Genomic DNA, 26807 nt, shown 5'->3' on the forward strand with positions numbered 1-26807 from the left:
CCATGGTCTCGACGAAGAAGCAGTCCCCCCTCGACGCCGTCTCCAAGACGATCATCGAGCTGTTGCAGGAGGACGGCCGCCGCTCCTATTCGGACATCGGTCGGGTCGTGGGGCTGAGCGAGGCCGCCGTGCGCCAGCGCGTCCAGCGGCTCACCGAGTCCGGCGTGATGCAGATCGTCGCGGTCACCGACCCGATGCAGCTGGGCTTCCACCGGCAGGCCATGATCGGCATCCGCGTCTCCGGAGACGCCCGACGCGTCGCGGAGGCCGTCGCCGCGATTGAGGCGATCGACTACGTCGTCATCACCGTGGGCGCGTTCGACGTGCTCGCCGAGGTCGTGTGCGAGGACGACGAGGACCTCCTCGCCCTCATCAACGACGTCATCCGACCGATCGACGGCGTGCTGTCTACCGAGACCTTCATCTACGCCAAGCTGCAGAAGCAGCTCTACAACTGGGGAACCCGATGAGCACCGCATTCTCGACCGCCCGCACGCTGTCCGAAGCCGAACTGCAGGCGAAGGCCAAGGACCACCTGTGGATGCACTTCACCCGTCAGTCGACCATGGCCGACGCGGGGGTGCCGATCATCGTGAAGGGCGAGGGGCACCGGATCTGGGATGCGAAGGGCAAGGAGTATATCGACGGCCTCGCGGGGCTCTTCGTGGTGAACGCCGGGCACGGACGCCGCCGCCTCGCCGAGACGGCGGCGCGCCAGGCGTCGGAGCTGGCCTTCTTCCCGCTGTGGTCGTACGCGCACCCGGCGGCGATCGAGCTCGCCGACCGGCTCGCCGACGAGGCCCCCGGCGACCTGAACCGCGTCTTCTTCTCCACCGGCGGCGGGGAGGCGGTCGAGACGGCGCTGAAGCTCGCGAAGCACTACTGGAAGCTCCAGGGCAAGCCCACCAAGCACAAGGTGATCTCGCGCGCCGTCGCCTATCACGGCACCCCGCACGGCGCCCTCGCGATCACCGGCATCCCGGCCATGAAGGCGATGTTCGAGCCCGTAGCGCCCGGCGGCTTCCGCGTGCCGAACACCAATTTCTACCGCGCGGCCGAGATGGGCGCCCCGGCCGACGACCTCGAGGCCTTCGGTCGCTGGGCGGCGGACCGCATCGAGGAGATGATCCTGTTCGAGGGCGCCGACACCGTCGCCGCCGTGTTCCTCGAACCGGTGCAGAACTCCGGCGGATGCTTCCCTCCCCCTCCCGGTTACTTCCAGCGGGTCCGCGAGATCTGCGACCGGCACGACGTGCTCCTCGTGTCGGACGAGGTGATCTGCGCCTTCGGACGCCTGGGTCACACCTTCGCCTGCACCGGCCTCGGCTACGAGCCCGACATGATCACGTGCGCCAAGGGCATGACCAGCGGCTACTCGCCGATCGGCGCGACGATCGTCAGCGACCGCATCTACGAGCCGTTCTCGAAGGGCGACCTGTCGTTCCCGCACGGATACACGTTCGGCGGGCATCCCGTCTCGGCGGCGGTGGCCCTCGAGAACCTCGCGATCTTCGACGAGGAGGGGCTCAACGCCCACGTGCGCGAGAACTCGCCCCTGTTCCGGGCCGAGCTCGAGAAGCTCACGGACCTGCCTCTCGTCGGCGACGTGCGCGGCGACGGCTACTTCTTCGGCATCGAGCTCGTGAAGGACAAGGCGACCCGCGAGACCTTCGACGACGACGAGTCCGAGCGGCTGCTCCGGGGCTTCCTGTCGGGCGCCCTGTTCGAGGCCGGTCTCTACTGCCGCGCCGACGACCGGGGCGACCCCGTGATCCAGCTGGCGCCGCCGCTCACCGTCGGGCCCGCCGAGTTCCGCGAGATCGAGCAGATCCTCCGCGACGTGCTGACCCGCGCGCAGTCGGTCCTCTGACTCCGACGCCCCCCCCGACACCCACCCCATCCCCCTCAGGAGCACTGTGGACACCGTCCGTCATGTCATCAATGGAGCCGAGACCGCCGAGGCGGCACACACCGGCCAGGTCTTCGACCCCGCCACCGGCGAGGTGACGAAGCACGTCGCCTTCGCCTCCGCCGCCGAGGTCGAGAGCGCGATCGCCGCGGCCGCCGCGGCGGCGCCGGCGTGGCGCGAGACGAGCCTCATCCGGCGCGCCGACGTGTTCTTCCGTCTGCGCCAGCTGCTGAAGGAGCGCACGCCCGAGCTCGCGGCGATCGTCACGTCGGAGCACGGCAAGGTGCTCTCGGACGCCGCGGGCGAGGTGTCCCGCGGCATCGAGAACGTGGAGTTCGCGGCGGGCCTGGTGCACCTGTTGAAGGGCGAGCGCAGCGAGCAGGTCTCCCGCGGGGTGGACGTGCACTCGGTGAAGCAGCCGGTGGGCGTCGTGGCCGCCATCACGCCCTTCAACTTCCCCGTCATGGTGCCGCTGTGGATGGTCGCCTCGGCGATCGCGTGCGGCAACACGGTCGTGCTCAAGCCCAGCGAGAAGGACCCCTCGGCGGCGGTCTGGCTCGCGAGGGCGTTCCGGGAGGCCGGTCTCCCCGACGGCGTGCTGAACGTCGTGCACGGCGACAAGCAGGCCGTCGACGCCCTGCTCGACTCTCCCGCGGTGTCGGCGGTCAGCTTCGTCGGCTCGACCCCCATCGCCCGCTCGATCTACCAGCGCGCCTCGGCCGCGGGCAAGCGCGTGCAGGCGCTCGGCGGTGCGAAGAACCACATGGTCGTGATGCCGGACGCCGACATCGACGCGGCGGCCGACGCGGCGGTCTCGGCGGCGTACGGATCGGCCGGCGAGCGCTGCATGGCCGTGTCGGTGCTCGTGGCCGTGGGCGACGTGGCCGACGAGCTGGTGCCGGCGATCGCCTCCCGCATCGCGGGTCTCCGGATCGGCCCCGGAACGGATGCCGCGAGCGAGATGGGTCCGCTCATCACGCGCGAGCACCGCGACAAGGTCGCCTCCTACGTCTCCGGTGCCTCGGACGAGGGCGCCGAGGTGGTCGTCGACGGCACCGCGCAGCGGTTCGAGGGCGACGGCTTCTTCCTCGGGGTGAGCCTGATCGACCGGGTCGTGCCCGGAATGAAGGTGTACGACGACGAGATCTTCGGACCGGTCCTCTCCGTCGTCCGCGTGGACAGCTATGCCGAGGCCGTGGCGCTCGTGAACGCGAACGCCTACGGCAACGGCACCGCGATCTTCACGCGCGACGGCGGCACCGCCCGGCAGTACGAGTTCGACATCGAGGTCGGAATGGTCGGCGTGAACGTGCCGATCCCCGTGCCCATCGGCGCCTACTCCTTCGGCGGATGGAAGGACTCCCTGTTCGGCGACTCCCACATCTACGGTCCCGAGTCGATCCACTTCTACACCCGCTCCAAGGTCGTCACGACGCGCTGGCCCGACCACACCCCCTCGCAGATCGACCTGGGCTTCCCCAGCAACCACTGAACACGATCCCCCACTGCAGACGATCCCCCACCGAGCAGGCTCCCATGACGACTCTCACCGACCGCCACGGCGGCACCCACCCGCTGCCCGCTCCCGAGGCCGAGGCGCAGGTGCGCGCCGATGACCGCGCCCACGTCTTCCACTCCTGGAGCGCGCAGACGCAGATCGACCCCATGCCGGTCGCCGCCGGCGAGGGGTCCACCTTCTGGGACTACGCCGGCAACGCCTACCTCGACTTCTCCAGCCAGCTGGTGAACCTCAACCTCGGGCACCAGCATCCCGACCTCGTCTGCGCCATCCAGCAGCAGGCCGGACGCCTGGCGACGATCCAGCCGTCGATGGCGAACGACGTGCGCGGCGAGCTCGCGCGCCTCATCGCCGAGGTCGCGCCGGACGGGCTGGAGAAGGTGTTCTTCACCAACGGCGGCGCCGAGGCGAACGAGTACGCGGTGCGCCTCGCCCGGCAGTTCACGGGTCGCCGCAAGGTGCTCTCGATGTACCGCAGCTATCACGGCTCCACGGCGACGGCGATCTCGCTGACGGGCGACCCGCGCCGCTGGGCCAACGACGGCGTCGACACCGGCACCGTGCGGTTCTTCGGTCCGTACCTCTACCGCTCGCCGTTCCACGCCGAGACGCCCGAGCAGGAGTCCGAGCGCGCATTGGCGCACCTCGAGCAGACCATCCAGCTCGAGGGTCCGGGCACGATCGCCGCGATCATCATCGAGACCGTGGTCGGCACGAACGGAGTGCTGGTGCCGCCGCCGGGATACCTGACCGGGGTGCGAGAGCTGTGCGACCGCTACGGCATCGTGTACATCGCCGACGAGGTCATGGTCGGGTTCGGCCGGCTGGGGGAATGGTTCGGCGTCGATGCGTTCGACGCGCGCCCCGACCTGATCAGCTTCGCGAAGGGCGTCAACTCCGGCTACGTGCCGCTCGGCGGCGTGGTGATCTCGGACCGGATCGCCCGGGCGTTCGACACGGTGCCGTTCGCCGGCGGGCTGACCTACTCCGGCCACCCCCTGGCGTGCGCGGCGGGAGTGGCGACCTTCGAGGTGTTCCGCCGCGACGGCATCCTGGAGCGCGTGCGCGACCTCGGCGAGCGCGTCGTCGAGCCGGCGCTGCGCCGCTGGGTCGAGACGCATCCCAGCGTCGGAGAGGTGCGCGGCCGCGGGCTCTTCTGGGCGATCGAGCTGGTGAAGGATGCCGAGACGCGCGAGCCGCTCGTGCCCTTCAACGCCGCCGGGGCGGATGCCGCGCCGATGGGCGCCTTCGCCGCCGCCGCGAAGAAGGCGGGCGTCTGGTCGTTCGTGCACTTCAACCGTGTGCACGTCGCGCCGCCGCTCGTCATCTCGGAGGACGACCTCGTCCGGGGGCTCGACGTGATCGATCGCGCCCTCGAGGTCACCGACGAGATCGCGGCGTCCTGACCGGGGTCATCTCGAGTCGAAATCGAAGGCCTTGAGCAGCTCGTCGACCGCCTGCTCGCGCTCGGCGCCGCCGTTCTCGAACATGTCGGTGACGTGGGTGCGCAGGTGGTTCTCGAGCAGCAGCCGGTTGAGGGACTCGAGCGACTTCTGAATTGCACGGGACTGCGTGATGATGTCCATGCAGTAGTCCTCGCCCTCGATCATCCGGGCCACGCCGCGCAGCTGGCCCTCGAGGATCGCAGTGCGGTGCAGGGCGCGCTTCTTGATGTCTTCGATCACGCATCGAGGGTACTCCGCGATGCCGGTCGATCGCTGATGCCGCCGACGGGTCCGGCCCGCGCCGCGCATGAAAGGATGACTGCATGCCGCGAACACCGATGACGCAGCTCTCCCCCGCCGACCAGGAGCGGCTGCGCGGTCTGCGCCGTATGAAGGCGGTCGCCCTGGGCGCCCTCGTCTTCATGGCGATCGTGTTCGTGCTGGCGTTCGCCTTCCAGGAGCGGGTCGGCTGGCTCGGCTACGTGCGCGCCGCCGCCGAGGGCGGCATGGTCGGCGCCCTCGCGGACTGGTTCGCCGTGACGGCGCTGTTCCGACGGCCGCTCGGGCTTCCCATCCCGCACACCGCGATCATCCCGACCCGCAAGGACGAGATCGGCCGCACGCTCGGGGAGTTCATCGAGACGAACTTCCTCGCCTCCGACGTCGTCCGCGCCAAGCTCGCGACCACCGCCATCGCGCAGCGCGCCGGGGAGTGGCTCCGCGAGCCCGCCCACGCCGAGCGCGTGAGCGCCGAAGGTGCGACGATCGCGACCGCGGTGCTCAACGCCCTGAGCGACGACGACGTGCGGGATCTTCTCGCCGACCTCGCCCGGGAGCACCTCGTCGAGCCCGAGTGGGGGCCGCCCGCCGGCGAATGGCTGGCGAAGATCGTCGAGGCGGAGGCGCACCACGGCGCGGTCGACCTCGCCGTCGAGACCGTCGGGCGCTGGCTCGAGGCGAACGAGGCGTCGTTCACGGGACTCGTCTCCCGCCGCCTGCCGTCGTGGGTGCCGCGGCTCGCGCACCGCTTCGTCGACGACACCGTTTACAACGAGGCGGTCAAGTTCGTGCGCGCGGTCCAGGCCGATCCGCGGCATCCTGCCCGGCTCGCGATCGACAGGTACCTCGACCGTCTGGCCGTGAACCTCCAGCACGACCCCGCCACCCGCGCCAAGCTCGAGAGCGCGAAGGCGTCGCTGTTCGACAGCCCGCGCGTGGGAGCGCTGGCCGCCGAGGCCTGGAACACGGCGAAGAACGGGCTGCTCAAGGCCCTGGCCGACCCGGAGAGCGGGTTGCGCCGCCGCGCCGCGCAGGCGCTGGAGGAGGTCGGCGAGCGCCTGACGACGGATGCCGCGCTCCAGCACCGCGTCGACGCCTGGGTCTCCGAGGCCGCTGTCTTCCTGGTCGACCGGTACCGGCACGACATCGCGTCGATCATCACCGACACGGTCGAGCGCTGGGACCCCGCCGAGACCACCGAGAAGATCGAGCTCATGGTCGGGCGGGACCTGCAGTACATCCGACTGAACGGCACGATCGTCGGCGCCCTCGCCGGTCTCGCCATCTTCTCGATCGCGCACGCCCTGATCCCGGGAGTCTGACATGGCCCTGTCCCACGATCCGCTCTGGCCGCGCGCCGGAGGATGGCCCGCCTTCGACGGGCAGGCGGATGCCGTGCTGATCGGCGTTCCGACCTGGCGCACCTCGCTGTCCCCGACCGGTGCAGGGTCGACGCCGGCTGCGATCCGCGAGGCGCTCCCGCGGTACGGCACGGCGTTGATGGGGTCTCCGGCGACCGATCTGAACGACCTGCTGCGGATCGCGGATGCCGGTGACGTGCACGAGCCGGACGGCGACCAGGGCGAAGCATCCACCATCGAGCGCGTGCGTGAGCTCTCGGACGCCTTCGTCATCGCCCTCGGCGGAGACAACTCCCTCACCTATCCGGTCGCGCTGGGCGCACAGGCGACCGGGCTGATCACCTTCGACGCGCACTTCGACCTGCGCGACGGCGTCTCCAACGGCACGCCCGTGCGTCGTCTGGTGGAGGACGTGCCGGCCGGGTCCGCCCTCGACACCACCCGGATCGATTCGACGCGCATCGTGCAGATCGGCATCGCGGACTTCGCGAACTCGGTCGCCTACGCCCGGCGCGCGGCGGAGTGGGGCATCCGCGTCATCACGCTCGACGAGGTACGTCGCCGCGGTGTCGACGACGTCGTGGCCGAGGCGGTGGAGATCGCCGGGGCCGGAGACGACCCCCGCGTGCATCTCGATATCGACGTCGACGTCTGCGATCGTTCCGTCGCCCCGGGATGCCCGGCCAGCGTGCCCGGCGGCCTGCAGGCGTGGGAGCTCCGTGCCCTCACCCGCGCGGTCGCGTCGGATGCCCGCGTGGTCAGCGCCGACATCGCCGAGGTCGACGCGACGGCGGATGCCGAAGACGCCCGCACCGTGCGCCTCGCCGCGCTCTGCGTGCTGGAGCTGCTGGCGGGACTCGCGTCGCGGTAGGTCGACCCTTCGCTTCGCGCGGTGCCGCTCAGGCGGCGCGCACCCCGTCCTTCCACACGGCGCCCACGAGCGGCACGCCCGGGCGATAGGCGAGGTGCACACGCGTCGGGGCGTCGAGGAGCACGAGATCCGCCCGCGCACCGGGTGCCACCCGTCCGATGTCCTCGCGACGCAGCGCCGCGGCCCCGCCGGCCGTCGCGGCCCAGACGGCCTCCGCGGGCGTCATCCCCATGTCGCGCACGGCCACGGCGATGCAGAACGGCATCGACGAGGTGAAGCTCGACCCCGGGTTCGTGTCGCAGGCCAGCGCCACCGTGACTCCCGCATCGATCAGGCGGCGGGCGTCGGGGTACGGCTGGCGGGTCGAGAACTCCACGCCGGGCAGCAGCGTGAGCACGGTATCGGAGGCGGCGAGCGCCTGCACGTCGTCGTCGGTCAGATAGGTGCCGTGATCCACCGACGCCGCGCCCAGCTCGACCGCGAGGCGCACCCCTTCGCCCGGTCCGAGTTGGCTCGCGTGCACACGCGGCGCGAGCCCTCGCGCGATCCCCGCCTCGAGCACGCGCCGCGACTGCTCCACCGTGAACGCCCCGGTCTCGCAGAACACGTCGATCCACCGGGAATGCGGGGCGCACGCGTCGAGCATCAGCCCCACGACGAGGTCGACGTACGCGTCGGGGCGATCGGCGTACTCTGCCGGCACCACATGCGCACCGAGGAAGGTGACCTCGGGCGTGACCTCCGCGGCCAGCCGCACCAGCCTCTCCTCGTCGGCCACGCTCAGGCCGTAGCCGCTCTTGATCTCGACGGTGGTCGTGCCCTGCGCCCGCATCTCGGCGAGGAATCGGCGCAGGCGGGAGCGCAGCTCGTCGTCCGATGCCGCCCTCGTGGCAGCGACGGTGGACCGGATGCCGCCGGCGGCATACCTCTGTCCGGCCATCCGCGCCTCGAACTCGGCAGCGCGATCTCCGGCGAAGACGAGGTGGCTGTGGCTGTCGACGAACCCCGGGATCACCGCCCGTGCGTCCGCATCGACGACCTCGTCCGCGATCGGTGCATCCGTCGCCGCTCCGACCCAGGCGATCCGTTCGCCGTCGATCAGCACGGCGGCATCCCGGAGCACCCCCGTCGGATCGTCGCCCGACGGCACGTTGGTGGTCAGCTCCGCGATGTTCGTGATCAGCGTGGACATGCGGTCTCCTCAGAGCATCGGGATGTTCAGGCCACGCTCGCGCGCCACCTCGCGGGCGTGCTCGTACCCGGCGTCGACGTGGCGCATGACGCCGGTGCCCGGATCGTTCGTGAGCACCCGCTCGAGCTTCTGCGCCGCGAGCGCGCTCCCGTCGGCGACCGTGACCTGACCGGCGTGGATCGAGCGCCCGATGCCGACGCCGCCGCCATGGTGCAGCGACACCCACGATGCGCCGGATGCGGTGTTCAGGAGCGCGTTCAGCAGCGGCCAGTCGGCGATGGCGTCGGAGCCGTCCTTCATGGCCTCGGTCTCGCGGTACGGCGAGGCGACAGAGCCCGAGTCGAGGTGGTCGCGGCCGATCACGATCGGCGCCGACAGCTCTCCCGAGGCGACCATCTCGTTGAACTTCAGGCCGGCGAGGTGCCGCTCCTTGTACCCGAGCCAGCAGATGCGGGCGGGCAGCCCCTCGAAATGCACCTTCTCGCCGGCTTTCTCGAGCCAGCGGTGCAGCGCGGTGTCCTCGGGGAAGAGCTCGGCGATCGCCCGGTCGGTCTTCGCGATGTCCTCCGGGTCGCCCGAGAGCGCCGCCCAGCGGAAGGGTCCGCGCCCCTCCTCGAACTGCGGGCGGATGTAGGCGGGCACGAATCCGGGGAAGGCGAAGGCGCGATCGAAGCCCCCGAGCTCGGCCTCCCGACGGATCGAGTTGCCGTAGTCGAACACCGCCGCCCCGGCATCCTGGAACCCGACCATCGCGGCGACGTGCGTCGCCATCGATGCGCGGGCGCGTCGCGTGAACTCCTCGGGATCCCGCTCGGCCTCGGCCTTCCACTCCGCGACGGGGACGCCCATCGGGAGGTAGGCGAGAGGATCGTGCGCGCTCGTCTGATCGGTGACGATGTCGATCGGGATGCCGCGGCGCAGCAGCTCGGGGAAGACCTCGGCGGCGTTGCCGACGACGCCCACCGAGAGCGCCTCCCCCGATTCTTTGGCGGCGACGGCTCGCGAGACGGCGGTCTCGAGATCGGTCGTGTACTCATCGAGGTAGCCGTGCTCGACCCGTCGAGCGAGACGCGTCTCGTCGACGTCGACGATCAGCACCGCGCCGTCGTTCATGGTCACCGCCAGCGGCTGCGCCCCGCCCATGCCGCCGGCTCCGCCCGTGAGGGTGAGGGTGCCGCGGAGAGAGTCGCGTCCGAGCGACCGCGCCACGGCCGCGAAGGTCTCGTAGGTCCCCTGCAGGATGCCCTGCGTGCCGATGTAGATCCACGAACCGGCGGTCATCTGCCCGTACATCATCAGCCCCAGCTCCTCGAGCCGGCGGAACTCGGGCCAGGTCGCCCAGTCCCCCACGAGGTTCGAGTTGGCGATGAGGACCCGGGGCGCCCACTCGTGCGTGCGGAAGACGCCGACCGGCTTGCCCGACTGCACGAGCAGGGTCTCGTCCGGCTCCAGCTCGTCGAGCGTACGGACGATCGCGTCGTACGCCTCCCAGCTGCGCGCCGCTCGACCCGTGCCCCCGTACACGACGAGGTCCTCGGGGTGCTCGGCGACCTCCGGGTCGAGGTTGTTCATCAGCATCCGCTTGGCCGCCTCGGCGCCCCAGCTCTTCGCCGTCCGCACGCTGCCGCGCGGCGCCCGGATGTGCGATCGATCCGGGTGGGAAGTGGTGTCAGACATGCGCATGCTCCTGTGCGATGGCGGCGATGGCGCCGGACTGCACGAGCGCGGTCACGGCCTCCATGTCGGGTGAGAGGAAACGGTCGGGTCCCGGTCCAGCGGCCACTGTGCGAATGAGATCTCGCACGGCGCCGGTGGCGGGACCGGGCTGCAGGGGCGCGCGAAGGTCGAGGGCCCGCGCGCCGGTGAGGATCTCGATCGCGAGCACGCGTCCGAGTCCGTCGATCGCGCGGCGCAGCTTCCGCGCGGCGGCCCACCCCATCGATACGTGGTCCTCCTGCATGGCGGACGACGGGATGGAGTCGACGGATGCCGGCACGGCCAGGCGCTTCAACTCCGACACGATGCCCGCTGCGGCGTACTGCGCGATCATGAGGCCGGAGTCCACCCCGACCTCGTCGGCCAGGAAGGGCGGGAGCCCGCGATTCCGAGCAGGGTCGAGGGCCCGGTCGGTGCGACGCTCCGAGACCGACGCGACATCGGCGACGGAGATCGCGAGGAAGTCGAGGACGGCGGCGACGGGAGCGCCGTGGAAATTGCCGTTCGACTCGATGCGGCCGTCGGGCGTGATGATCGGGTTGTCGATCAGGCTCGCCAGCTCTCGTGCGGCGATCGTCGACGCATGGTCGGCGGTGTCCCGCGCCGCACCGTGCACCTGCGGCGAGCAGCGCAGCGAATAGGCGTCTTGCACCCGTCCGTCCTCGGGGCCCTTGTGGCTCAGCACGATGGGCGAGTCGCCGAGGAATGCGCGCAGGTGCGCCGCCGAGACGCCCTGGCCCGTCTGCGGGCGCATCGCCATGAGGTCGGCGGCGAAGACGGCATCCGTTCCCAGCTGCGATTCGATCGACATGGCCGCGGCGACGTCCGCCGTCAGCAGCAGACGATCGAGGTCGTGCAGGGCGAGCACCAGCATCCCCAGCATGCCGTCGGTGCCGTTGATGAGGGCGAGTCCCTCCTTCTCGACGAGCACGAGAGGACGGATGCCGGCGGCCTCGAGCGCCGCGGAGGCCGGAACGATCTCCGAGGCGGCATCCTCCGACGTCCCGACGCGGACATCGCCCTCCCCCATCGCGGCGAGGGCGATGTGGGCCAGCGGCGCCAGATCACCGGAGCAGCCGAGCGAGCCGTACTCGCGGACGATCGGGGTGATCCCCGCGTTCAGCATCGCCGCGTACGCCTCGACCACTTCGGGGCGGACGCCTGTGCGGCCCGAGGCGAGCGTCTGCAGCCGCAGCAGCTGCAGCCCGCGCACGACCTCGCGCTCCACGTCCGGTCCGGTGCCGGCGGCGTGCGAGCGGATCAGGCTCGCCTGCAGCTGACGACGACGTTCGGGCGCGATGAACGTGGTGGCCAGCGCGCCGAAGCCGGTCGAGACGCCGTAGTGCGGGTGCGGGTCGGCGGCGAGCCGGTCAACCACCTGCCGGGTGTCGGCCACGCGGACCGACGCCTCGGGGGCCAGCTCGACGGGAGCGTCGTGGCGCGCGACGGCGACGACATCGGATGCCGTCAGCGGAGCGGAGCCGACGACGACGGGGGCGAGTTCACTCATGCCCCGATTCCACACCCGGGAGGTCGCCGGGACGTGGCGATCATGCGATGCTGTGTCTGTGATCCCAGACATTACGGAGACGGCGGACGTCGAGAGTGCGGGGACGGCGGACGGCCGGAGGGCGCAGGTGCCCGCCGCCGAGAACACCCTGCGCATCCTGCGTCACCTGGCGGGGCGACCCGCCCCCGTCGCCGCGTCGGCGATCGCCCGCGACCTCGGGCTGCCACGGTCCACCGTCTACCATCTGCTCCGGACCCTCGCGGCGCACGGGTTCGTCGTTCACCTCGCAGAGGAGCGCCGGTGGGGTCTCGGCACCTCCGCGTTCGAGCTCGCCGGCGGATATGCGCGGCAGCAGCCGCTCGCCCGTCTCGGCCGCCCCCTCGTCGCCGCTCTCTCCGACCGCCTCGGTGAGAGCGCGCACCTGGCCGTGATGAGCGGCGGAGACGTGTTGTACATCGTCGAGGAGCGCGCGCCGCGGCGCCCGGCTCTGGTCACCGACGTGGGCGTTCGCCTGCCGGCACACCTCACGGCGAGCGGCCGGGCGATGCTCGCGGCACTGCCCCGCGAGCAGGTGCGTGCGCTGTATCCGGACGCATCAGCGTTCCCGGACCGCACGGGCCGGGGTCCGCAAACCCCGTCGGCGCTGAGGGAACTGCTGCGGCAGGTGCGCGCCCGAGGATATGCGACCGAGGACAGCGAGATCGCCGACGGGCTGCGGTCGGTCGGCGCGCCTGTGCGCGACCATACGGGCTGGCCGGTGGCCGCCGTGGCGGTCACGTGGGCGGATGCCGATTCCCCCGAGCAGATGCTGGCGGATGCCGTGCGCGACACGGCGCAGGCGCTCGAGTCGCGCCTGATGCGCTGACGTACGCGCCTGCACGGAAACAGGCCCGTTAACGAAAAAGAGCCACCCAGCGTTGGGTGGCTCTTTTTCTTAAAAGGAGTCCGGCGGTGTCCTACTCTCCCACAGGGTCCCCCCTGCAGTACCATCGGCGCTGTGAGGCTTAGCTTCCGGGTTCGGAATGTAACCGGGCGTTTCCCTCACGCTATGGCCGCCGAAACACTATTGATGTTTCAATCAAACACATAACAAAGTCATTGTTGTTATGCGGTTCTCGACCGTACATCGAGAACCACTCAGTGGACGCAAGCACCAACGAACGGTGTGTTATCAAGTCATCGGCTTATTAGTACCAGTCAGCTGCACACGTTACCGTGCTTCCACATCTGGCCTATCAACCCAGTAGTCTGGCTGGGAGCCTCTCACCCGAAGGTATGGAAGTCTCATCTTGAGGCCGGCTTCCCGCTTAGATGCTTTCAGCGGTTATCCATCCCGAACGTAGCTAATCAGCGGTGCTCCTGGCGGAACAACTGACACACCAGAGGTTCGTCCAACCCGGTCCTCTCGTACTAGGGTCAGATCCTCTCAAACTTCCTACGCGCGCAGCGGATAGGGACCGAACTGTCTCACGACGTTCTAAACCCAGCTCGCGTACCGCTTTAATGGGCGAACAGCCCAACCCTTGGGACCTACTCCAGCCCCAGGATGCGACGAGCCGACATCGAGGTGCCAAACCATGCCGTCGATATGGACTCTTGGGCAAGATCAGCCTGTTATCCCCGAGGTACCTTTTATCCGTTGAGCGACAGCGCTTCCACAAGCCACTGCCGGATCACTAGTCCCGACTTTCGTCCCTGCTCGACCTGTCAGTCTCACAGTCAAGCTCCCTTGTGCACTTACACTCGACACCTGATTGCCAACCAGGTTGAGGGAACCTTTGGGCGCCTCCGTTACTTTTTGGGAGGCAACCGCCCCAGTTAAACTACCCACCAGGCACTGTCCCTGAACCGGATTACGGTTCGAAGTTAGATATCCAGAGTGACCAGAGTGGTATTTCAACAATGACTCCACATGAACTGGCGTCCATGCTTCACAGTCTCCCACCTATCCTACACAAGCCACACCGAACACCAATACCAAGCTGTAGTAAAGGTCACGGGGTCTTTCCGTCCTGCTGCGCGTAACGAGCATCTTTACTCGTAATGCAATTTCGCCGAGTTCGCGGTTGAGACAGTTGGGAAGTCGTTACGCCATTCGTGCAGGTCGGAACTTACCCGACAAGGAATTTCGCTACCTTAGGATGGTTATAGTTACCACCGCCGTTTACTGGGGCTTAAATTCTCAGCTTCGCCTTGCGGCTAACCGGTCCTCTTAACCTTCCAGCACCGGGCAGGCGTCAGTCCGTATACATCGTCTTGCGACTTGGCACGGACCTGTGTTTTTAGTAAACAGTCGCTACCCACTAGTCTCTGCGGCCTCCAAACGCTTTCGGAGCAAGTCCTAATACGTCGAAGGCCCCCCTTCTCCCGAAGTTACGGGGGCATTTTGCCGAGTTCCTTAACCACGATTCTCTCGATCTCCTTGGTATTCTCTACCTGACCACCTGAGTCGGTTTGGGGTACGGGCGGCTAGAACCTCGCGTCGATGCTTTTCTCGGCAGCATAGGATCATCCACTTTTTATCCGCATCGTGTCTCAGCCTCATGAGAGACGGATTTGCCTATCTCTCGGCCTACGCACTTGCACCAGGACAACCATCGCCTGGCTTGGACTACCTTCCTGCGTCACACCTGTTAATACGCTAACCGCACCAGAACGGGGTCACGTGCTCCACCACCCGGTGGATCCCGAAGGATCCGGTGAGTGACTTCGGACGTTTAGCACTACTGGATTAGTTTGGGCGGTTCTTCGCCGGTACGGGAATATCAACCCGTTGTCCATCGACTACGCCTGTCGGCCTCGCCTTAGGTCCCGACTTACCCAGGGAAGATTAGCTTGACCCTGGAACCCTTGGTCTTTCGGAGGACGTGTTTCTCACACGTCTTTCGCTACTCATGCCTGCATTCTCACTCGTGTAGCCTCCACGGCTGGGTTACCCCGCCGCTTCGCTGGCCACACGACGCTCTCCTACCCATCAACACGGCTGGACCACGAAGGCCTACCAATAATGTCAATGCCACAACTTCGGTGGCGTGCTTGAGCCCCGTTACATTGTCGGCGCGGAATCACTTGACCAGTGAGCTATTACGCACTCTTTCAAGGGTGGCTGCTTCTAAGCCAACCTCCTGGTTGTCAGAGCAACTCCACATCCTTTCCCACTTAGCACGCGCTTTGGGACCTTAGTTGGTGGTCTGGGTTGTTTCCCTCTCGACTATGAAGCTTATCCCCCACAGTCTCACTGCTGCGCTCTCACTTACCGGCATTCGGAGTTTGGCTGACGTCAGTAACCTTGTAGGGCCCATCGGCCATCCAGTAGCTCTACCTCCGGCAAGAAACACGCAACGCTGCACCTAAATGCATTTCGGAGAGAACCAGCTATCACGAAGTTTGATTGGCCTTTCACCCCTATCCACAGCTCATCCCCTCAGTTTTCAACCTAAGTGGGTTCGGCCCTCCACGACGTCTTACCGTCGCTTCAGCCTGGCCATGGATAGATCACTTCGCTTCGGGTCTAGGACATGCGACTGAATCGCCCTATTCAGACTCGCTTTCGCTACGGCTACCCCACACGGGTTAACCTCGCCACATATCGCTAACTCGCAGGCTCATTCTTCAAAAGGCACGCTGTCACACCTACCAGGGGTGCTCCAACGGTTTGTAAGCAAACGGTTTCAGGTACTATTTCACTCCCCTCCCGGGGTACTTTTCACCTTTCCCTCACGGTACTTGTCCGCTATCGGTCATCTGGGAGTATTTAGGCTTATCAGGTGGTCCTGACAGATTCACACGGGATTTCACGGGCCCCGTGCTACTTGGGATACTCTTCGCGCCAAGAGAAGCATTTCGACTACGGGGTTGGCACCCTCTATGACCGGCCTTTCAAGACCGTTCGTCTATACCTTCTTGTAACGCCGCCATCTCGGCAGAAATGACTGAAAAGTCCCACAACCCCCAACGTGCAACGCCTGCCGGCTATCACACACGCTAGGTTTAGCCTGATCCGGTTTCGCTCGCCACTACTAACGGAATCGCGGTTGCTTTCTCTTCCTGTGGGTACTGAGATGTTTCACTTCCCCACGTTCCCTCTACCCGCCCTATATATTCAGGCGGGAGTCACTAGGTCGGCACGCCGCCCAGCGGGGTTTCCCCATTCGGACACCCTCGGATCAAAACTTGCTTATCAGTTCCCCGAGGCTTATCGCAGATTGCTACGTCCTTCTTCGGCTCCAGATGCCAAGGCATCCACCGTTTGCTCTTAAAGACTTGAAATCACATGAGTTCGAATCAAAAACCCGACCAGTCCGAAGACTGAATCAGAAATTGACTAATGATCTTTAAGATCATCTAACGCAACCAGCAAAAGCCGGTTGCAAGATGCTCGCGTCCACTGTGTAGTTCTCAAAGTACGGGCGGTACCCCTCCTCGCCTGCCCACCGGACAAACAACAAGAGGCCCAGAGTAACCGACTGCTCCCAACCCCCAACGGGGCTGAAGCGCATCCGGTCCCTCAGGACCCAACAGCGTGCAGGTGCGACCTCCGCCACCCTCCCCGTTCCCACCGCAAGCGGCGTACTAGAGAAAGACAACATCCTTCACACCATGTCAAATGTTCCACCCATGAGCTCCCAGCGAAGAACGTACGCCTTCGATCTGGGTTCTGGACCCCGAAGGGTCAGATGCTCCTTAGAAAGGAGGTGATCCAGCCGCACCTTCCGGTACGGCTACCTTGTTACGACTTAGTCCTAATTACCGATCCCACCTTCGACGGCTCCCTCCACAAGGGTTAGGCCACCGGCTTCAGGTGTTACCGACTTTCATGACTTGACGGGCGGTGTGTACAAGACCCGGGAACGTATTCACCGCAGCGTTGCTGATCTGCGATTACTAGCGACTCCGACTTCATGAGGTCGAGTTGCAGACCTCAATCCGAACTGGGACCGGCTTTTTGGGATTCGCTCCACCTCACGGTATTGCAGCCCTTTGTACCGGCCATTGTAGCATGCGTGAAGCCCAAGACATAAGGGGCATGATGATTTGACGTCATCCCCACCTTCCTCCGAGTTGACCCCGGCAGTATCCCATGAGTTCCCACCATTACGTGCTGGCAACATAGAACGAGGGTTGCGCTCGTTGCGGGACTTAACCCAACATCTCACGACACGAGCTGACGACAACCATGCACCACCTGTTTACGAGTGTCCAAAGAGTTGACCATTTCTGGCCCGTTCTCGTATATGTCAAGCCTTGGTAAGGTTCTTCGCGTTGCATCGAATTAATCCGCATGCTCCGCCGCTTGTGCGGGTCCCCGTCAATTCCTTTGAGTTTTAGCCTTGCGGCCGTACTCCCCAGGCGGGGAACTTAATGCGTTAGCTGCGTCACGGAATCCGTGGAATGGACCCCACAACTAGTTCCCAACGTTTACGGGGTGGACTACCAGGGTATCTAAGCCTGTTTGCTCCCCACCCTTTCGCTCCTCAGCGTCAGTTACGGCCCAGAGATCTGCCTTCGCCATCGGTGTTCCTCCTGATATCTGCGCATTCCACCGCTACACCAGGAATTCCAATCTCCCCTACCGCACTCTAGTCTGCCCGTACCCACTGCAGGCCCGAGGTTGAGCCTCGGGATTTCACAGCAGACGCGACAAACCGCCTACGAGCTCTTTACGCCCAATAATTCCGGATAACGCTTGCGCCCTACGTATTACCGCGGCTGCTGGCACGTAGTTAGCCGGCGCTTTTTCTGCAGGTACCGTCACTTTCGCTTCTTCCCTGCTAAAAGAGGTTTACAACCCGAAGGCCGTCATCCCTCACGCGGCGTTGCTGCATCAGGCTTTCGCCCATTGTGCAATATTCCCCACTGCTGCCTCCCGTAGGAGTCTGGGCCGTGTCTCAGTCCCAGTGTGGCCGGTCACCCTCTCAGGCCGGCTACCCGTCGACGCCTTGGTGAGCCATTACCTCACCAACAAGCTGATAGGCCGCGAGCCCATCCCCAACCGAAAAATCTTTCCAAACGCAGACCATGCGGTCACGTCACATATCCAGTATTAGACGCCGTTTCCAGCGCTTATCCCAGAGTCAGGGGCAGGTTGCTCACGTGTTACTCACCCGTTCGCCACTGATCCACCCAGCAAGCTGGGCTTCACCGTTCGACTTGCATGTGTTAAGCACGCCGCCAGCGTTCATCCTGAGCCAGGATCAAACTCTCCGTAAAAAAGAAATGCATACACCCCGGGGAAAAACCGGACTGCAGCGAGTTTGATGCTGACCAAAGAGATATTCATTGCTGACTATCCGTTGCCAACCCCACAAAGGAGGTCGGTCTTTGATCCAAAGGAATCTCATCCAGCCGAAGCTGAATCGAGGTTATTTGGCATTTGACAAGTGCACGCTGTTGAGTTCTCAAGGATCGGATGCTCCCACGACCCAGCCATCACAACCAGGCCCGCAGGGCAACTTCTCTATCTTACCGATCTCGTTCCCGTTGTCAAATCACCTCTCGGTGACCTGCTCGAGGGATCGAGGCAGTTCCTTCATCTGGAAGACTCTGACGAGTTCTTCTGGAATCGGGATTCGTTCGTACTTGACGGGAGCCGGCCCGTGGGCCTCCGCTCAACCGTTTGGCCGAACAGGTAATAACTTACGTGGGTTCCGGGGTTCGGGCAAATCCCCGCCGCTTCCCGGGCGTGTCGCACCTCTTCCCCGCGGAATCGCGCGGAACGGAGCCGGACAGACCGACCGGGCCCGCCACGACACGTCGAATCACCTCGCACCTCGACATCCTGCGAGTGCGCGACGCGGCGCGGGCGTCGGACGCTGCCGGGAGACGCAGCCGTCGAGGACGCGGGAGAACGAAGAAGGCCCCGAGCGATGCTCGGAGCCTTCTTCCGGGTTGTGGACCTAAGGGGATTCGAACCCCTGACCTCCTCGATGCGAACGAGGCGCGCTACCAACTGCGCCATAGGCCCGTGAACCGTCATCTACGTTAGCACGACGCGAGCGGGGTCTCCGCCCATGCGAGTCAGCCCGCCGCGCGCCGGGCGAGGAGGTCGCGCACGTGGGCCTCGATCTCCGCGTCGTCGACGAATCCCATGCGGGCGTACGGGGATGCGGCGGCGGCAGCAGGCAGCTGCACCGGAGCCTCGGGGGCCATCCGCTCCGCCCGCTCGCGCAGTTCCGCGAGTCGTGCGGCCTTGCGGCGCTCCTCCTGCGCATCGATCTCCGCACGGGCGACCTGCGCACGGGAGCCGGAGACCGACACCAGCGGCTCCGGCAGCGTCCGGGGCGTCCAGGTCGCGCGTCCCTGATCGTGCAGGGGCGGCGACACCCGTTCGCGCGACTCCTCCACCACCTGCTGGGGCACGCGAGCCGCGCGTGCCGCGACCTTCGCCATCCGCTGCAGCGCGACGGCACCCACGACGACCATCGTCCCGCCGGCCCAGACCAGGATCGAGGTTCCGGCGGCGACGAGCTGCCAGATCCCCAGACCGGTCGCGACGAGGCCGACGAGCGCCACGGCGGTCGCGACCGCGCGCACCCGGCGTCGTGCCCGGGCGCGTCGGATGACCGGATCGGCCCGCGTCGCGGCGAGCTCCTGGCGCAGCGCCTCGAGCTCCGCCGCCTCGCGCTCCGACTGCAGGCGTTTGGCGAGCTTCTGCTGGGCGAGTGCGGTGCGTGCCGTGAGCTCGACGCGCACCTCCGCCGGGGTCTCACTGGTCTCCGCGAGGATGCGCAGCGCCTGGTTCAGCCGGACGGCGTTGCGCTCGGCCGCGTTGTACTGGAATCGACCGCGCCACGAGGGCAGCAGATAGAGCATCCACAGGAGCACGGCGACGAGAACGATCACTCCCCCGCTCAGCACCGGCCCGTCCATACGCCTAACGGTAGGGGAACTGACCCGACGCGGACGAGTCCCCGGCCGCGTGTCGCGCTCAGATCCTCACAGGGCGATGCGATCCGCGGGAGGGATGGTCGCGGCATCCGGCGGGACCTGCCCGTTGAGCCACCGGGCCAGCACTCCCTGCGGGACCTCCTCGCGCGTGAGCGCGAACGCGTAGTGGTCGCGCCAGTCGCCGTCGATGTGGATGTAGCGTCGGCGCAGCCCCTCGTACCGGAAGCCCAGCTTCTGCACGACGCGGAGGCTCGCCGCGTTCTCGGGGCGGATGCAGATCTCCATGCGGTGCAGCCCGTACTCGACGAAGCACGCGTCGGTCGCGAGCGCCACCGCGGTCGGGGTGATCCCCTTGCCCGCGAAGCGCTCGCTCACCCAGTACCCGATGGTCGCCGAGCACAGGGAGCCCCGCGAGACGCCCCACACGTTCAGCTGTCCGGCGATCTCGCCGTCGTACTCCATGACGAAGGGGTAGCCGGCTCCGTCGCGGTACTGCTGGAGGAGCCGGCGGATGCTCAGACGCATGTCGAACGAGACGGAGCCGTGCGGCACCGTCGCCTCCCAGCGCTGCAGCCACGAGCGGTTGGCCAGCAGCTCGTGCTGCAGGATCCTCGCGTCCTTCGCGCGCACCAGGCGCAGCTCGACCGATCCGTGTCGCATGTCCGCCGCCGTCACATCCACACTGCGTCCCGACGCAGAATCGCCTAGAGGCGCTCTGCGAACTCCTTGAGCCACGGACGCAGCTCGGTTCCCAGATCGTCCCGGTCGGCGGCGAGCTGCACGATGGCCTTGATGTAGTCGACGCGGTCGCCGGTGTCGTAGCGGCGCCCGCGGAAGATCACGCCGACGACGCCCGGCCCCTCGGTGTCGGCCGCCATCTCCTGGAGGGCGTCCGTGAGCTGGATCTCGCCGCCCTTGCCGGGCTCCGTGCGGTCCAGGATGTCGAAGACGGAGGCCGGAAGCACGTAGCGGCCGATGATGGCGAGGTTCGACGGGGCGTCCTCGCGGGCGGGCTTCTCGACGAGGCCGGTCACGCGCACGGCATCCGTGCCCTCGAGCTCCTCCACCGCGGCGGCGCCGTAGAGGTGGATGCTGGAGGGGTCGACCTCCATGAGGGCGACCACGGCCGCGCCGGTCCGCTCGTGCTCGGCGATCATCTCGGTCAGGAGCACATCGCGCTCATCGATCAGGTCGTCGCCGAGAAGGACGGCGAACGAGCTGTCGCCCACGTGGGTGCGCGCCCGCAGCACCGCGTGTCCGAGTCCCTTGGGCTCGCCCTGGCGGACGAAGTGGATGTCGGCGAGATCGCTCGAGCGCATCACGCGCTCCAGACGACCCGTGTCGCCCTTCTCCATGAGCTTCACCTCGAGCTCGGGCACCGAGTCGAAGTGGTTGGAGATCGCGTTCTTGTTGCGGCCGATGATCACCAGGATGTCCTCGATGCCGGCGTTCGCGGCCTCCTCGACGACGTACTGGATCGCCGGCTTGTCGACGACGGGCAGCATCTCCTTCGGCATCGCCTTGGTCGCCGGGAGGAATCGTGTACCGAGCCCGGCCGCGGGAATGACTGCCTTGATCTTCTGACTACCCATTCCCTCAGCCTAGCGGTGGGCCGCCCCGTAGACTCGGAGCCATGTCCAGCGACATCGAGCACGCCAAACGGGCGCTCCGCGCCGAGCTGCGCGAGCGCCGCGGCCTCCTCTCCGACGCGCAGCGCGAGACCGCCGCCGCCGCGATCGGCGAGCGCCTCGACGAGCTGGTCGACCGGCTCGGCGCGCGGTCCATCTCGTGCTTCCTGTCGACGACCACGGAACCCGGCACCCGCGAGTTCGTGGCCCGGGCGGTGCGCCGCGGCATCCGCGTGCTCCTGCCCGTCACACGCTCCGACGGACTGCTCGACTGGGCGGTCGCGACCGACGACGGCGAGGTGGGCGAAGGCCTGCACGGGCTGCCGGAGCCGACCGGCGAGGTCCTCGGGCCGATCGCGGTCAACGACGTCGACCTGATGATCGTCCCGGCCGCGGCCGTCGACCTGACGGGCATGCGCATGGGCTGGGGCCGCGGGTACTTCGACAAGACCATCGGCTCGATGGAGAAATGCCCGCCGGTCTACGCCGTCATCTATGATTCCGAGATAGTCGACTCCCTGCCGCGGGAGGTGCACGATCAGCCGGTGGACGGCATCGTCACCCCGTCGCAGACCCTCACCCTGTCGCCCGAGCGACGCTGACCCCCTGAGGATCGCCATGCCCACCTACGCCTATGCCTGCACGTCGTGCGGCCACCAGTTCGACGCCGTGCAGAGCTTCTCCGACGACGCCCTGACCGTCTGCCCCGAGTGCGGCGGAGCGCTGCGCAAGCAGTACGGGTCGATCGGCGTGACCTTCAACGGCTCCGGCTTCTATCGCACGGACTCGCGCGCCAGATCCGGCGGCGCGAAGGACGCGTCGGCACCATCGAAGTCGGAGTCGACGACGAGCACCCAGCCGGCGGCTGCGTCGACCCCGGCCTCTTCCTGAGGCTCCGAACGTGCGAGGGATCACCATGCTCAAAGGATTCAAGGACTTCATCCTCCGCGGCAACGTCATCGATCTGGCGGTCGCCGTCGTCATCGGCTCGGCGTTCACCGCGATCGTCAACGCGGTCGTCGCCAGCATCATCAACCCGCTCGTGTCGCTCTTCTTCGAGGCGGATGCCGCCGGCGAGTTCGGGCCGCAGGTCACGAACATCTACGGCAACACCGTCACCTTCCCGCTCGGCGACCTCATCTCGGCGATCATCAGCTTCCTCGCGGTCGCCGTGGTGGTGTATTTCGTCTTCGTGCTGCCGATGAACACCTTCAAGGCGCACGTCGAGGCCCGCAAGGGCACTCCGGCGGAGGAGCCCCAGGAGGAGCCGGCCGCGGCCACCGAGGCGGAGCTGCTCGTCGAGATCCGCGACCTGCTCGCCCGCAACGCGCGGAACTGACACCGGCGAACGCGCCCCACGGAGCGCACGGATCCCCCGGGGTCCGTGCGCTCCGTCGTTCCCCCGCGGGACCGGGCCGTCAGTAGTGCGGCGGCACGTCCTGGAACAGCCGGTCGTCGTTCGGCCCCTTGCCCGTGCGCGGCGCCGGGCGCGAGGGCTCGTCGTCGGCGCCGGGAACGGCGGCCCCGGCATGCGGGTCCGTTCCCTCGACCGGCGTCAGACGCGCGCGCCGCGATCCGGCCACGCGCTCGACCCGCTGCCGGGGAGCATCCCGTCGCTGCTCGTCGGGCATCGCGCGTCTCAGTCGTCGGAGCCGTCGACGACGTCGAGCGGCTGCGTGTCGTTGTCGGCCCGCGGGGTCGAGGCCGAGATGCCGAGCACCTCCGCGATCCGTCGCGCAACGGTGGCGGGGTCGCTGTACAGGTCGAAGGCGTGCACCCGCACGTAGTGCCAGCCGAGCCGGCGCAGCACCTGCGGACGCAGACGCAGCGTCTCGCGGAGGGACTCACCCCGCGACTCGGGGTCGGACTCGATCACCACGGCCTTGCCCGCATGCTGCGCGACGAGCGGCAGCAGGCCGCGGTAGTCGACGTCGACCGAGGCGCCCAGCCGACGCAGCTCGCGCGCGAGGGCGAGCGTGAGGGGGTCGGCCAGATCCTCGAGGCGGGCATCGCGGCCGCGGCCGGCCAGGCCGCCGAGGATCGACATCAGGGTCGCGGCGCCGTGCTCGAGCCGGCCGTCCTCGAAGGACGAGGGACGGATGGACGACACGATGACCATCGACCGCCGGGCGCGGGTCATCCCCACCGTGAGCAGCCGCTCCCCGTCGGGCGTCGACAGGTCGCCGAAGTCGCTCAGCACACGACCGTGCTTGGTCAGGCCGAACCCGAGGGAGAAGATGACGCGATCCCGGCTCTCCGCGACCGACTCCTCGAGCGTGAGCACGGCGAAGGGCTCGGCCGTGTCGCGTCCGACGAAGTCGGCGACGTCGGAGCGTCCGGCGAAGGCGGCCGTGACCGCGGCGCGCACGCGCTCGGCGTGGCGTGCACTGGCGGTGACCACCATGAGCGACTCGGACGGCCGGTGCACCGCGTGCTCCACGACGAGGGTGACGACGCGGGCGACCTCCGCCTCGGGGCTCTCGACGGCGCCCGAAACCGGATCCGGCGTGCCGGTGCCGCCCTCGACGTAGTCGACCGTGAGGCTCCCCCGACCGAGATAGGAGCCGGCCCACGGCAGCGACACGATCTCGCCGCCGTAGAAGGCGTCGTTGATGAGCTCCGCCAGGTCCTCGCCGCCGGCGCGATAGCTGCGCGTGAGGGTGAGGACGGGGAGCAGCTCCGACAGGCGCTCGAACGCCGAGACCTCGTCAAACGCGACCTCCGGTTCCCAGAGGTCGTCGGGGTCGACGGCGATGTGGAACGGGGTGGGACGCTGGGTGACCGGATCGCCGAAGGCGACGATCTGCCGCGCCCGGCGGATGGCCGGCGCGGCCTCGGCGAGGTTGATCGCCGCGGCATCCACCAGCAGGACGGTGTCGAACTCGACCGACTCGGGGATCTCGGGCACCAGATACGGAGACGAGATCCACACCGGGGCGAGCACGCCGGTGAGGGTGGGGGCCGCGCTCACGACCTCGGCGGTCGTCGTGGCCGGCTGCGTCAGCGCCCGGCGCAGGTTCGCCGACTCCCGGGGCTCGTCGACGATCGCGATCTTCCACTGGTTCGCCAGCTGCCAGGCCAGGAGCGGCCCGGCCATGGCGGCGTGGGCCTCGTCGACGAGGCGGAAGTCCCGCTCCAGACGGTCGACCACCGCGGTGTTCGCGCCGAGCAGCGCCCGGTCGTCCTGCAGGGCGCGCTCGAGCAGCGACTGCCACCAGGCGAACTCGAGCTCGTCTCCCACGCGACTCTCGGACACGTGGCGGACGGACAGCTCGGCGAGCAGGGGCTCGAGCCCGAGCAGCGCCAGCTCGTCGCGCAGCTGCGTGCGCTCGACCAGGTTCTCGAAGACGTCGGACTGGGCGGCGAGTCCCGCGAGGGTCCGCACGAGTCGTGCGACCGGCAGGGTGGCCAGCGGCTCGCGGCGTCCCAGGGCCGCATCGAGCTCGGCGAGCTCGGCGTCGACCCGCTGCCAGGATGCCGCGACCTCGGCGAGACCGAGCGGGACCTCGGGCGCGATGCCCGCCTCGACGCAGCGCTGCCACTGCGTGCGCTGCGCCTGGATCCGCAGGAGCGCCTCGTGCATCTCGGTGACGTGGACGCCGGGGCGCACGTACTCCTTCGCCAGACGGCGCAGACGGCGGCGGTTCGCCGACGACATCCCCGGCGCGTCGCGACGCGATCCGTGCGCCTGGATCAGCTCGCCGAGCGGTCGCTCGAAGACCGTCGGGCTGAAGCGGTCGAGAGTGCCGCGGATGCCCTCGAGGAGGCGGAGGTACTCCCCCAGCTCGTCGATCGTCGAGAAGGGCCGCATGCGGGTCTGGGCGATCAGCTCGTAGCCGCGCTCGAGCAGGGCCGGCACGCTCTCGGCGTGCAGACGACCGGCGAGACCGTGCGCGGCACGCGCCTCCTCGGTCGTGGAGAACGAGACGCCGTACCAGGGGGAGTCGTCGGGACCGAACCGGAACTCCCCGAGCCGCGCCGCCTGCGCGAGGGCCTCGGCGGCGTCGGAGCGGTCGCCCGCCAGCCGGCGCAGCGCGTCGGCGCCCAGCCGCGCCGTCGTGGACGGGGGTACGGGGAGCGAGGCGAGACGGGTGAGGTGCCGCGTGGCGTCCAGCACCGAGGCGCCCATCCCGGGGATCGGCGCGGTCAGGGCCTGACGGTAGTCGCGCAGCACGGTGCGCAGCCTCACCAGGGCGTCGTCGACGTCGCTCACCTTCGGCGCCGTGGCTTTCTCGTTGCGGCCGATCGCCCGCACGAGGTCCCGGCGGACGCTCCCGGGCGAGATCGCGAGACTGTCGAGCCCGATGCCGGCGAGGCGGTGGCGCACACCGTCGAGCGTCGAGCGCCGGGCGGAGACGACGAGCACCCGGCGTCCCGCGCGCACGAGCTCGCCGAGCGCGTTGATGACCGTCTGGGTGCCGCCGGTGCCCGGCAGGGTCGCGACCGTCAGCGAGTGCCCGGCGGTGATCCGCGCCAGCACGGCCTCCTGCTCGGCATCCGCGTCGAGCAGGAGGGTGTCGGATGCCGGGGCGCGGTCGTCCGGACCGGTGAAGTGCGGGACGGCGCGGGGAGCCGTGACGCGCTCGCGGTCCGCGACGTGACCGGCGAGCGCGTTGAGCACCTGGTGGTCGAGGTCGTGGCCGTCGCGCGCCATCGCCCCGCCGACGTCGGCGAAGGTCGACACGACGAGCCGCGGCTCGACCGAGAACGTGTCGATCGAGCGCGTCACGGCCCGGAGGCTGTCGATCACCGGCTGCGGCTTGAAGATGCCGCCGTCGTAGGCGAGCGCGGCGAGCGCCGCGGAGTCGATGGTGAGTCCGAAGTGCTCCCGCGCGATGCGCACGAGCTCCGGGTTCACCTCGAAAGCGCCGTGCAGTTTGAGCTCGAAGTCCGAGTGGTGCCGGCGGATCGCGAGCGGACGCAGCAGCACGGGGGCCGCGAACCCGGCGCCGCCGATGCGCCAACGGGCCACGCCGACCGCGAGATGAACGGCCTCGATGCCGCGGACGGTGCGCAGCTCGGTGTTCTTCGCCGTGATGCGCTCGGCGGCGAGCCGCGCGGTGCGCAGGCCCACCTCGTCGCGGAAGAGGTTCGACAGCAGCGTCGACTTGCCGGTGATGAACTGCGGGAGGCTGCCGGGGTGGGCCTTGGAGATGTCGATGCCGGACTCGGGACTGTCGCGGAAGCCGGTCAGCGGGGAGGCACCGCCCAGATCGGCGGCCTCGGCCCGGAGGCGTGCGCGTTCCGCATCCGCGGCATGCGCGACGCCGACGCCGGTCGTCGACTCCTGCAGCCCGCCGAGCGTCACGGCGGGCTGTGCTCCTGCATCACCCGCAGATCGGTCTTCACGTCGCCACACATCTCACAGACTAGGCGCGCGATCACGTGCGCACCGGTATCCCGGGCGGGTTTCACGGTATTTCCGGCTGCGGCGAGCAGGCGCACTCCTCCTCCACCGGCGGAGACCTCCTACGCAGTGTCCCCCGACCC

At 67.9% G+C, this 26807-nt stretch carries 19 protein-coding genes, 1 tRNA gene and 3 rRNA genes; 10 read left to right on the forward strand and 13 right to left on the reverse strand.

Annotated features, from left to right (window positions below; genetic code table 11):
- Positions 1-2: 2 nt before the first annotated feature.
- Genes AB3M82_RS13490 through AB3M82_RS13505 form a run of 4 tightly spaced genes read left to right on the forward strand, consistent with a single transcriptional unit; the run spans position 3 to position 4834 of the window.
- On the forward strand, positions 3-470 hold the full coding sequence (locus tag AB3M82_RS13490) for an Lrp/AsnC family transcriptional regulator (protein ID WP_412958460.1): 468 nt from the start codon (positions 3-5) through the stop codon (positions 468-470).
- Complete coding sequence (locus tag AB3M82_RS13495; protein WP_412958461.1) at positions 467-1870, forward strand: aspartate aminotransferase family protein; 1404 nt, start codon at positions 467-469, stop codon at positions 1868-1870. The genes AB3M82_RS13490 and AB3M82_RS13495 overlap by 4 nt, the downstream gene beginning before the upstream one ends.
- Before the next feature lie 46 nt (positions 1871-1916).
- A complete protein-coding gene (locus AB3M82_RS13500; RefSeq protein WP_412958462.1) occupies positions 1917-3401 on the forward strand; it encodes a CoA-acylating methylmalonate-semialdehyde dehydrogenase in 1485 nt (494 codons plus the stop codon).
- Positions 3402-3445: 44 nt separating this feature from the next.
- Entirely contained in the window at positions 3446-4834 is a 1389-nt protein-coding gene (locus tag AB3M82_RS13505; RefSeq protein WP_412958463.1) for an aspartate aminotransferase family protein, read from the forward strand.
- Between the two features lie 6 nt (positions 4835-4840).
- On the opposite strand, the gene AB3M82_RS13510 is transcribed toward AB3M82_RS13505, so the two are convergent.
- Positions 4841-5113, reverse strand: coding sequence for a metal-sensitive transcriptional regulator (locus tag AB3M82_RS13510; protein WP_412958464.1), 273 nt, complete (start codon positions 5111-5113; stop codon positions 4841-4843).
- Between the two features lie 83 nt (positions 5114-5196).
- Here AB3M82_RS13510 and AB3M82_RS13515 point away from each other — a divergent pair, with 83 nt between their 5' ends.
- Positions 5197-6474 (forward strand): DUF445 domain-containing protein, encoded by a 1278-nt coding sequence (locus AB3M82_RS13515; protein WP_412958465.1) that lies wholly within the window; start codon positions 5197-5199, stop codon positions 6472-6474.
- A gap of 1 nt (position 6475) precedes the next feature.
- Complete coding sequence (locus AB3M82_RS13520) at positions 6476-7384, forward strand: agmatinase family protein (protein ID WP_412958467.1); 909 nt, start codon at positions 6476-6478, stop codon at positions 7382-7384.
- Between the two features lie 28 nt (positions 7385-7412).
- Here AB3M82_RS13520 and hutI read toward each other — a convergent pair whose 3' ends face one another.
- The 3 genes from hutI to hutH are packed head-to-tail and all read right to left on the reverse strand — an operon-like array spanning position 7413 to position 11802.
- Positions 7413-8576 (reverse strand): imidazolonepropionase, encoded by a 1164-nt coding sequence (gene hutI, locus AB3M82_RS13525; protein WP_412958469.1) that lies wholly within the window; start codon positions 8574-8576, stop codon positions 7413-7415.
- Between the two features lie 9 nt (positions 8577-8585).
- Positions 8586-10253 (reverse strand): urocanate hydratase, encoded by a 1668-nt coding sequence (gene hutU, locus AB3M82_RS13530; protein WP_412958470.1) that lies wholly within the window; start codon positions 10251-10253, stop codon positions 8586-8588.
- Positions 10246-11802: a histidine ammonia-lyase gene (gene hutH / locus AB3M82_RS13535; protein WP_412958471.1), complete on the reverse strand. Its 1557-nt coding sequence runs from the start codon at positions 11800-11802 to the stop codon at positions 10246-10248. Before hutH ends, hutU begins: the two co-directional genes overlap by 8 nt.
- A gap of 127 nt (positions 11803-11929) precedes the next feature.
- Between hutH and AB3M82_RS13540 the strand changes: the two genes are divergently transcribed.
- Positions 11930-12667, forward strand: a complete 738-nt coding sequence (locus AB3M82_RS13540; protein WP_412958606.1) for an IclR family transcriptional regulator — start codon at positions 11930-11932, stop codon at positions 12665-12667.
- A 78-nt stretch (positions 12668-12745) separates the two neighbouring features.
- Here AB3M82_RS13540 and rrf read toward each other — a convergent pair.
- From rrf to galU, 7 genes are all read right to left on the reverse strand, one after another.
- Positions 12746-12862, reverse strand: a 5S ribosomal RNA gene (rrf, locus tag AB3M82_RS13545).
- 107 nt (positions 12863-12969) lie between these two features.
- Positions 12970-16071: ribosomal RNA gene (locus AB3M82_RS13550) — 23S ribosomal RNA — on the reverse strand.
- A gap of 418 nt (positions 16072-16489) precedes the next feature.
- Positions 16490-18012: ribosomal RNA gene (locus AB3M82_RS13555) — 16S ribosomal RNA — on the reverse strand.
- Together the 16S, 23S and 5S rRNA genes form the textbook arrangement of a ribosomal RNA operon.
- Before the next feature lie 681 nt (positions 18013-18693).
- A tRNA-Ala gene (locus tag AB3M82_RS13560) sits at positions 18694-18766 on the reverse strand.
- 53 nt (positions 18767-18819) lie between these two features.
- Complete coding sequence (locus AB3M82_RS13565; protein ID WP_412958472.1) at positions 18820-19671, reverse strand: hypothetical protein; 852 nt, start codon at positions 19669-19671, stop codon at positions 18820-18822.
- 66 nt (positions 19672-19737) lie between these two features.
- The gene (locus AB3M82_RS13570) at positions 19738-20349 is read right to left on the reverse strand and encodes a GNAT family N-acetyltransferase (protein WP_412958473.1); all 612 of its coding nucleotides are present in this window, start codon (positions 20347-20349) and stop codon (positions 19738-19740) included.
- A 44-nt stretch (positions 20350-20393) separates the two neighbouring features.
- Entirely contained in the window at positions 20394-21281 is an 888-nt protein-coding gene (gene galU / locus AB3M82_RS13575) for a UTP--glucose-1-phosphate uridylyltransferase GalU (RefSeq protein ID WP_412958474.1), read from the reverse strand.
- 41 nt (positions 21282-21322) lie between these two features.
- Between galU and AB3M82_RS13580 the strand changes: the two genes are divergently transcribed.
- From AB3M82_RS13580 to mscL, 3 genes are read left to right on the forward strand one after another with little or no spacing between them, the layout of a single operon-like run.
- Positions 21323-21919: a 5-formyltetrahydrofolate cyclo-ligase gene (locus tag AB3M82_RS13580; protein ID WP_412958476.1), complete on the forward strand. Its 597-nt coding sequence runs from the start codon at positions 21323-21325 to the stop codon at positions 21917-21919.
- Positions 21920-21935: 16 nt separating this feature from the next.
- The gene (locus tag AB3M82_RS13585) at positions 21936-22208 is read left to right on the forward strand and encodes an FmdB family zinc ribbon protein (RefSeq protein ID WP_412958477.1); all 273 of its coding nucleotides are present in this window, start codon (positions 21936-21938) and stop codon (positions 22206-22208) included.
- Between the two features lie 25 nt (positions 22209-22233).
- Positions 22234-22656, forward strand: coding sequence for a large conductance mechanosensitive channel protein MscL (gene mscL, locus AB3M82_RS13590; protein ID WP_412958608.1), 423 nt, complete (start codon positions 22234-22236; stop codon positions 22654-22656).
- A gap of 79 nt (positions 22657-22735) precedes the next feature.
- On the opposite strand, the gene AB3M82_RS13595 is transcribed toward mscL, so the two are convergent.
- Both AB3M82_RS13595 and AB3M82_RS13600 read right to left on the reverse strand, forming a co-directional pair.
- Positions 22736-22948 (reverse strand): hypothetical protein, encoded by a 213-nt coding sequence (locus tag AB3M82_RS13595; protein ID WP_412958478.1) that lies wholly within the window; start codon positions 22946-22948, stop codon positions 22736-22738.
- An 8-nt stretch (positions 22949-22956) separates the two neighbouring features.
- On the reverse strand, positions 22957-26625 hold the full coding sequence (locus AB3M82_RS13600) for an AAA family ATPase (protein WP_412958480.1): 3669 nt from the start codon (positions 26623-26625) through the stop codon (positions 22957-22959).
- Between the last annotated feature and the right edge of the window lie 182 nt (positions 26626-26807).

Origin of the sequence: Microbacterium californiense, from assembly GCF_047246625.1 — a bacterium.
In the GTDB taxonomy this organism is placed as follows: Bacteria; Actinomycetota; Actinomycetes; order Actinomycetales; family Microbacteriaceae; genus Microbacterium.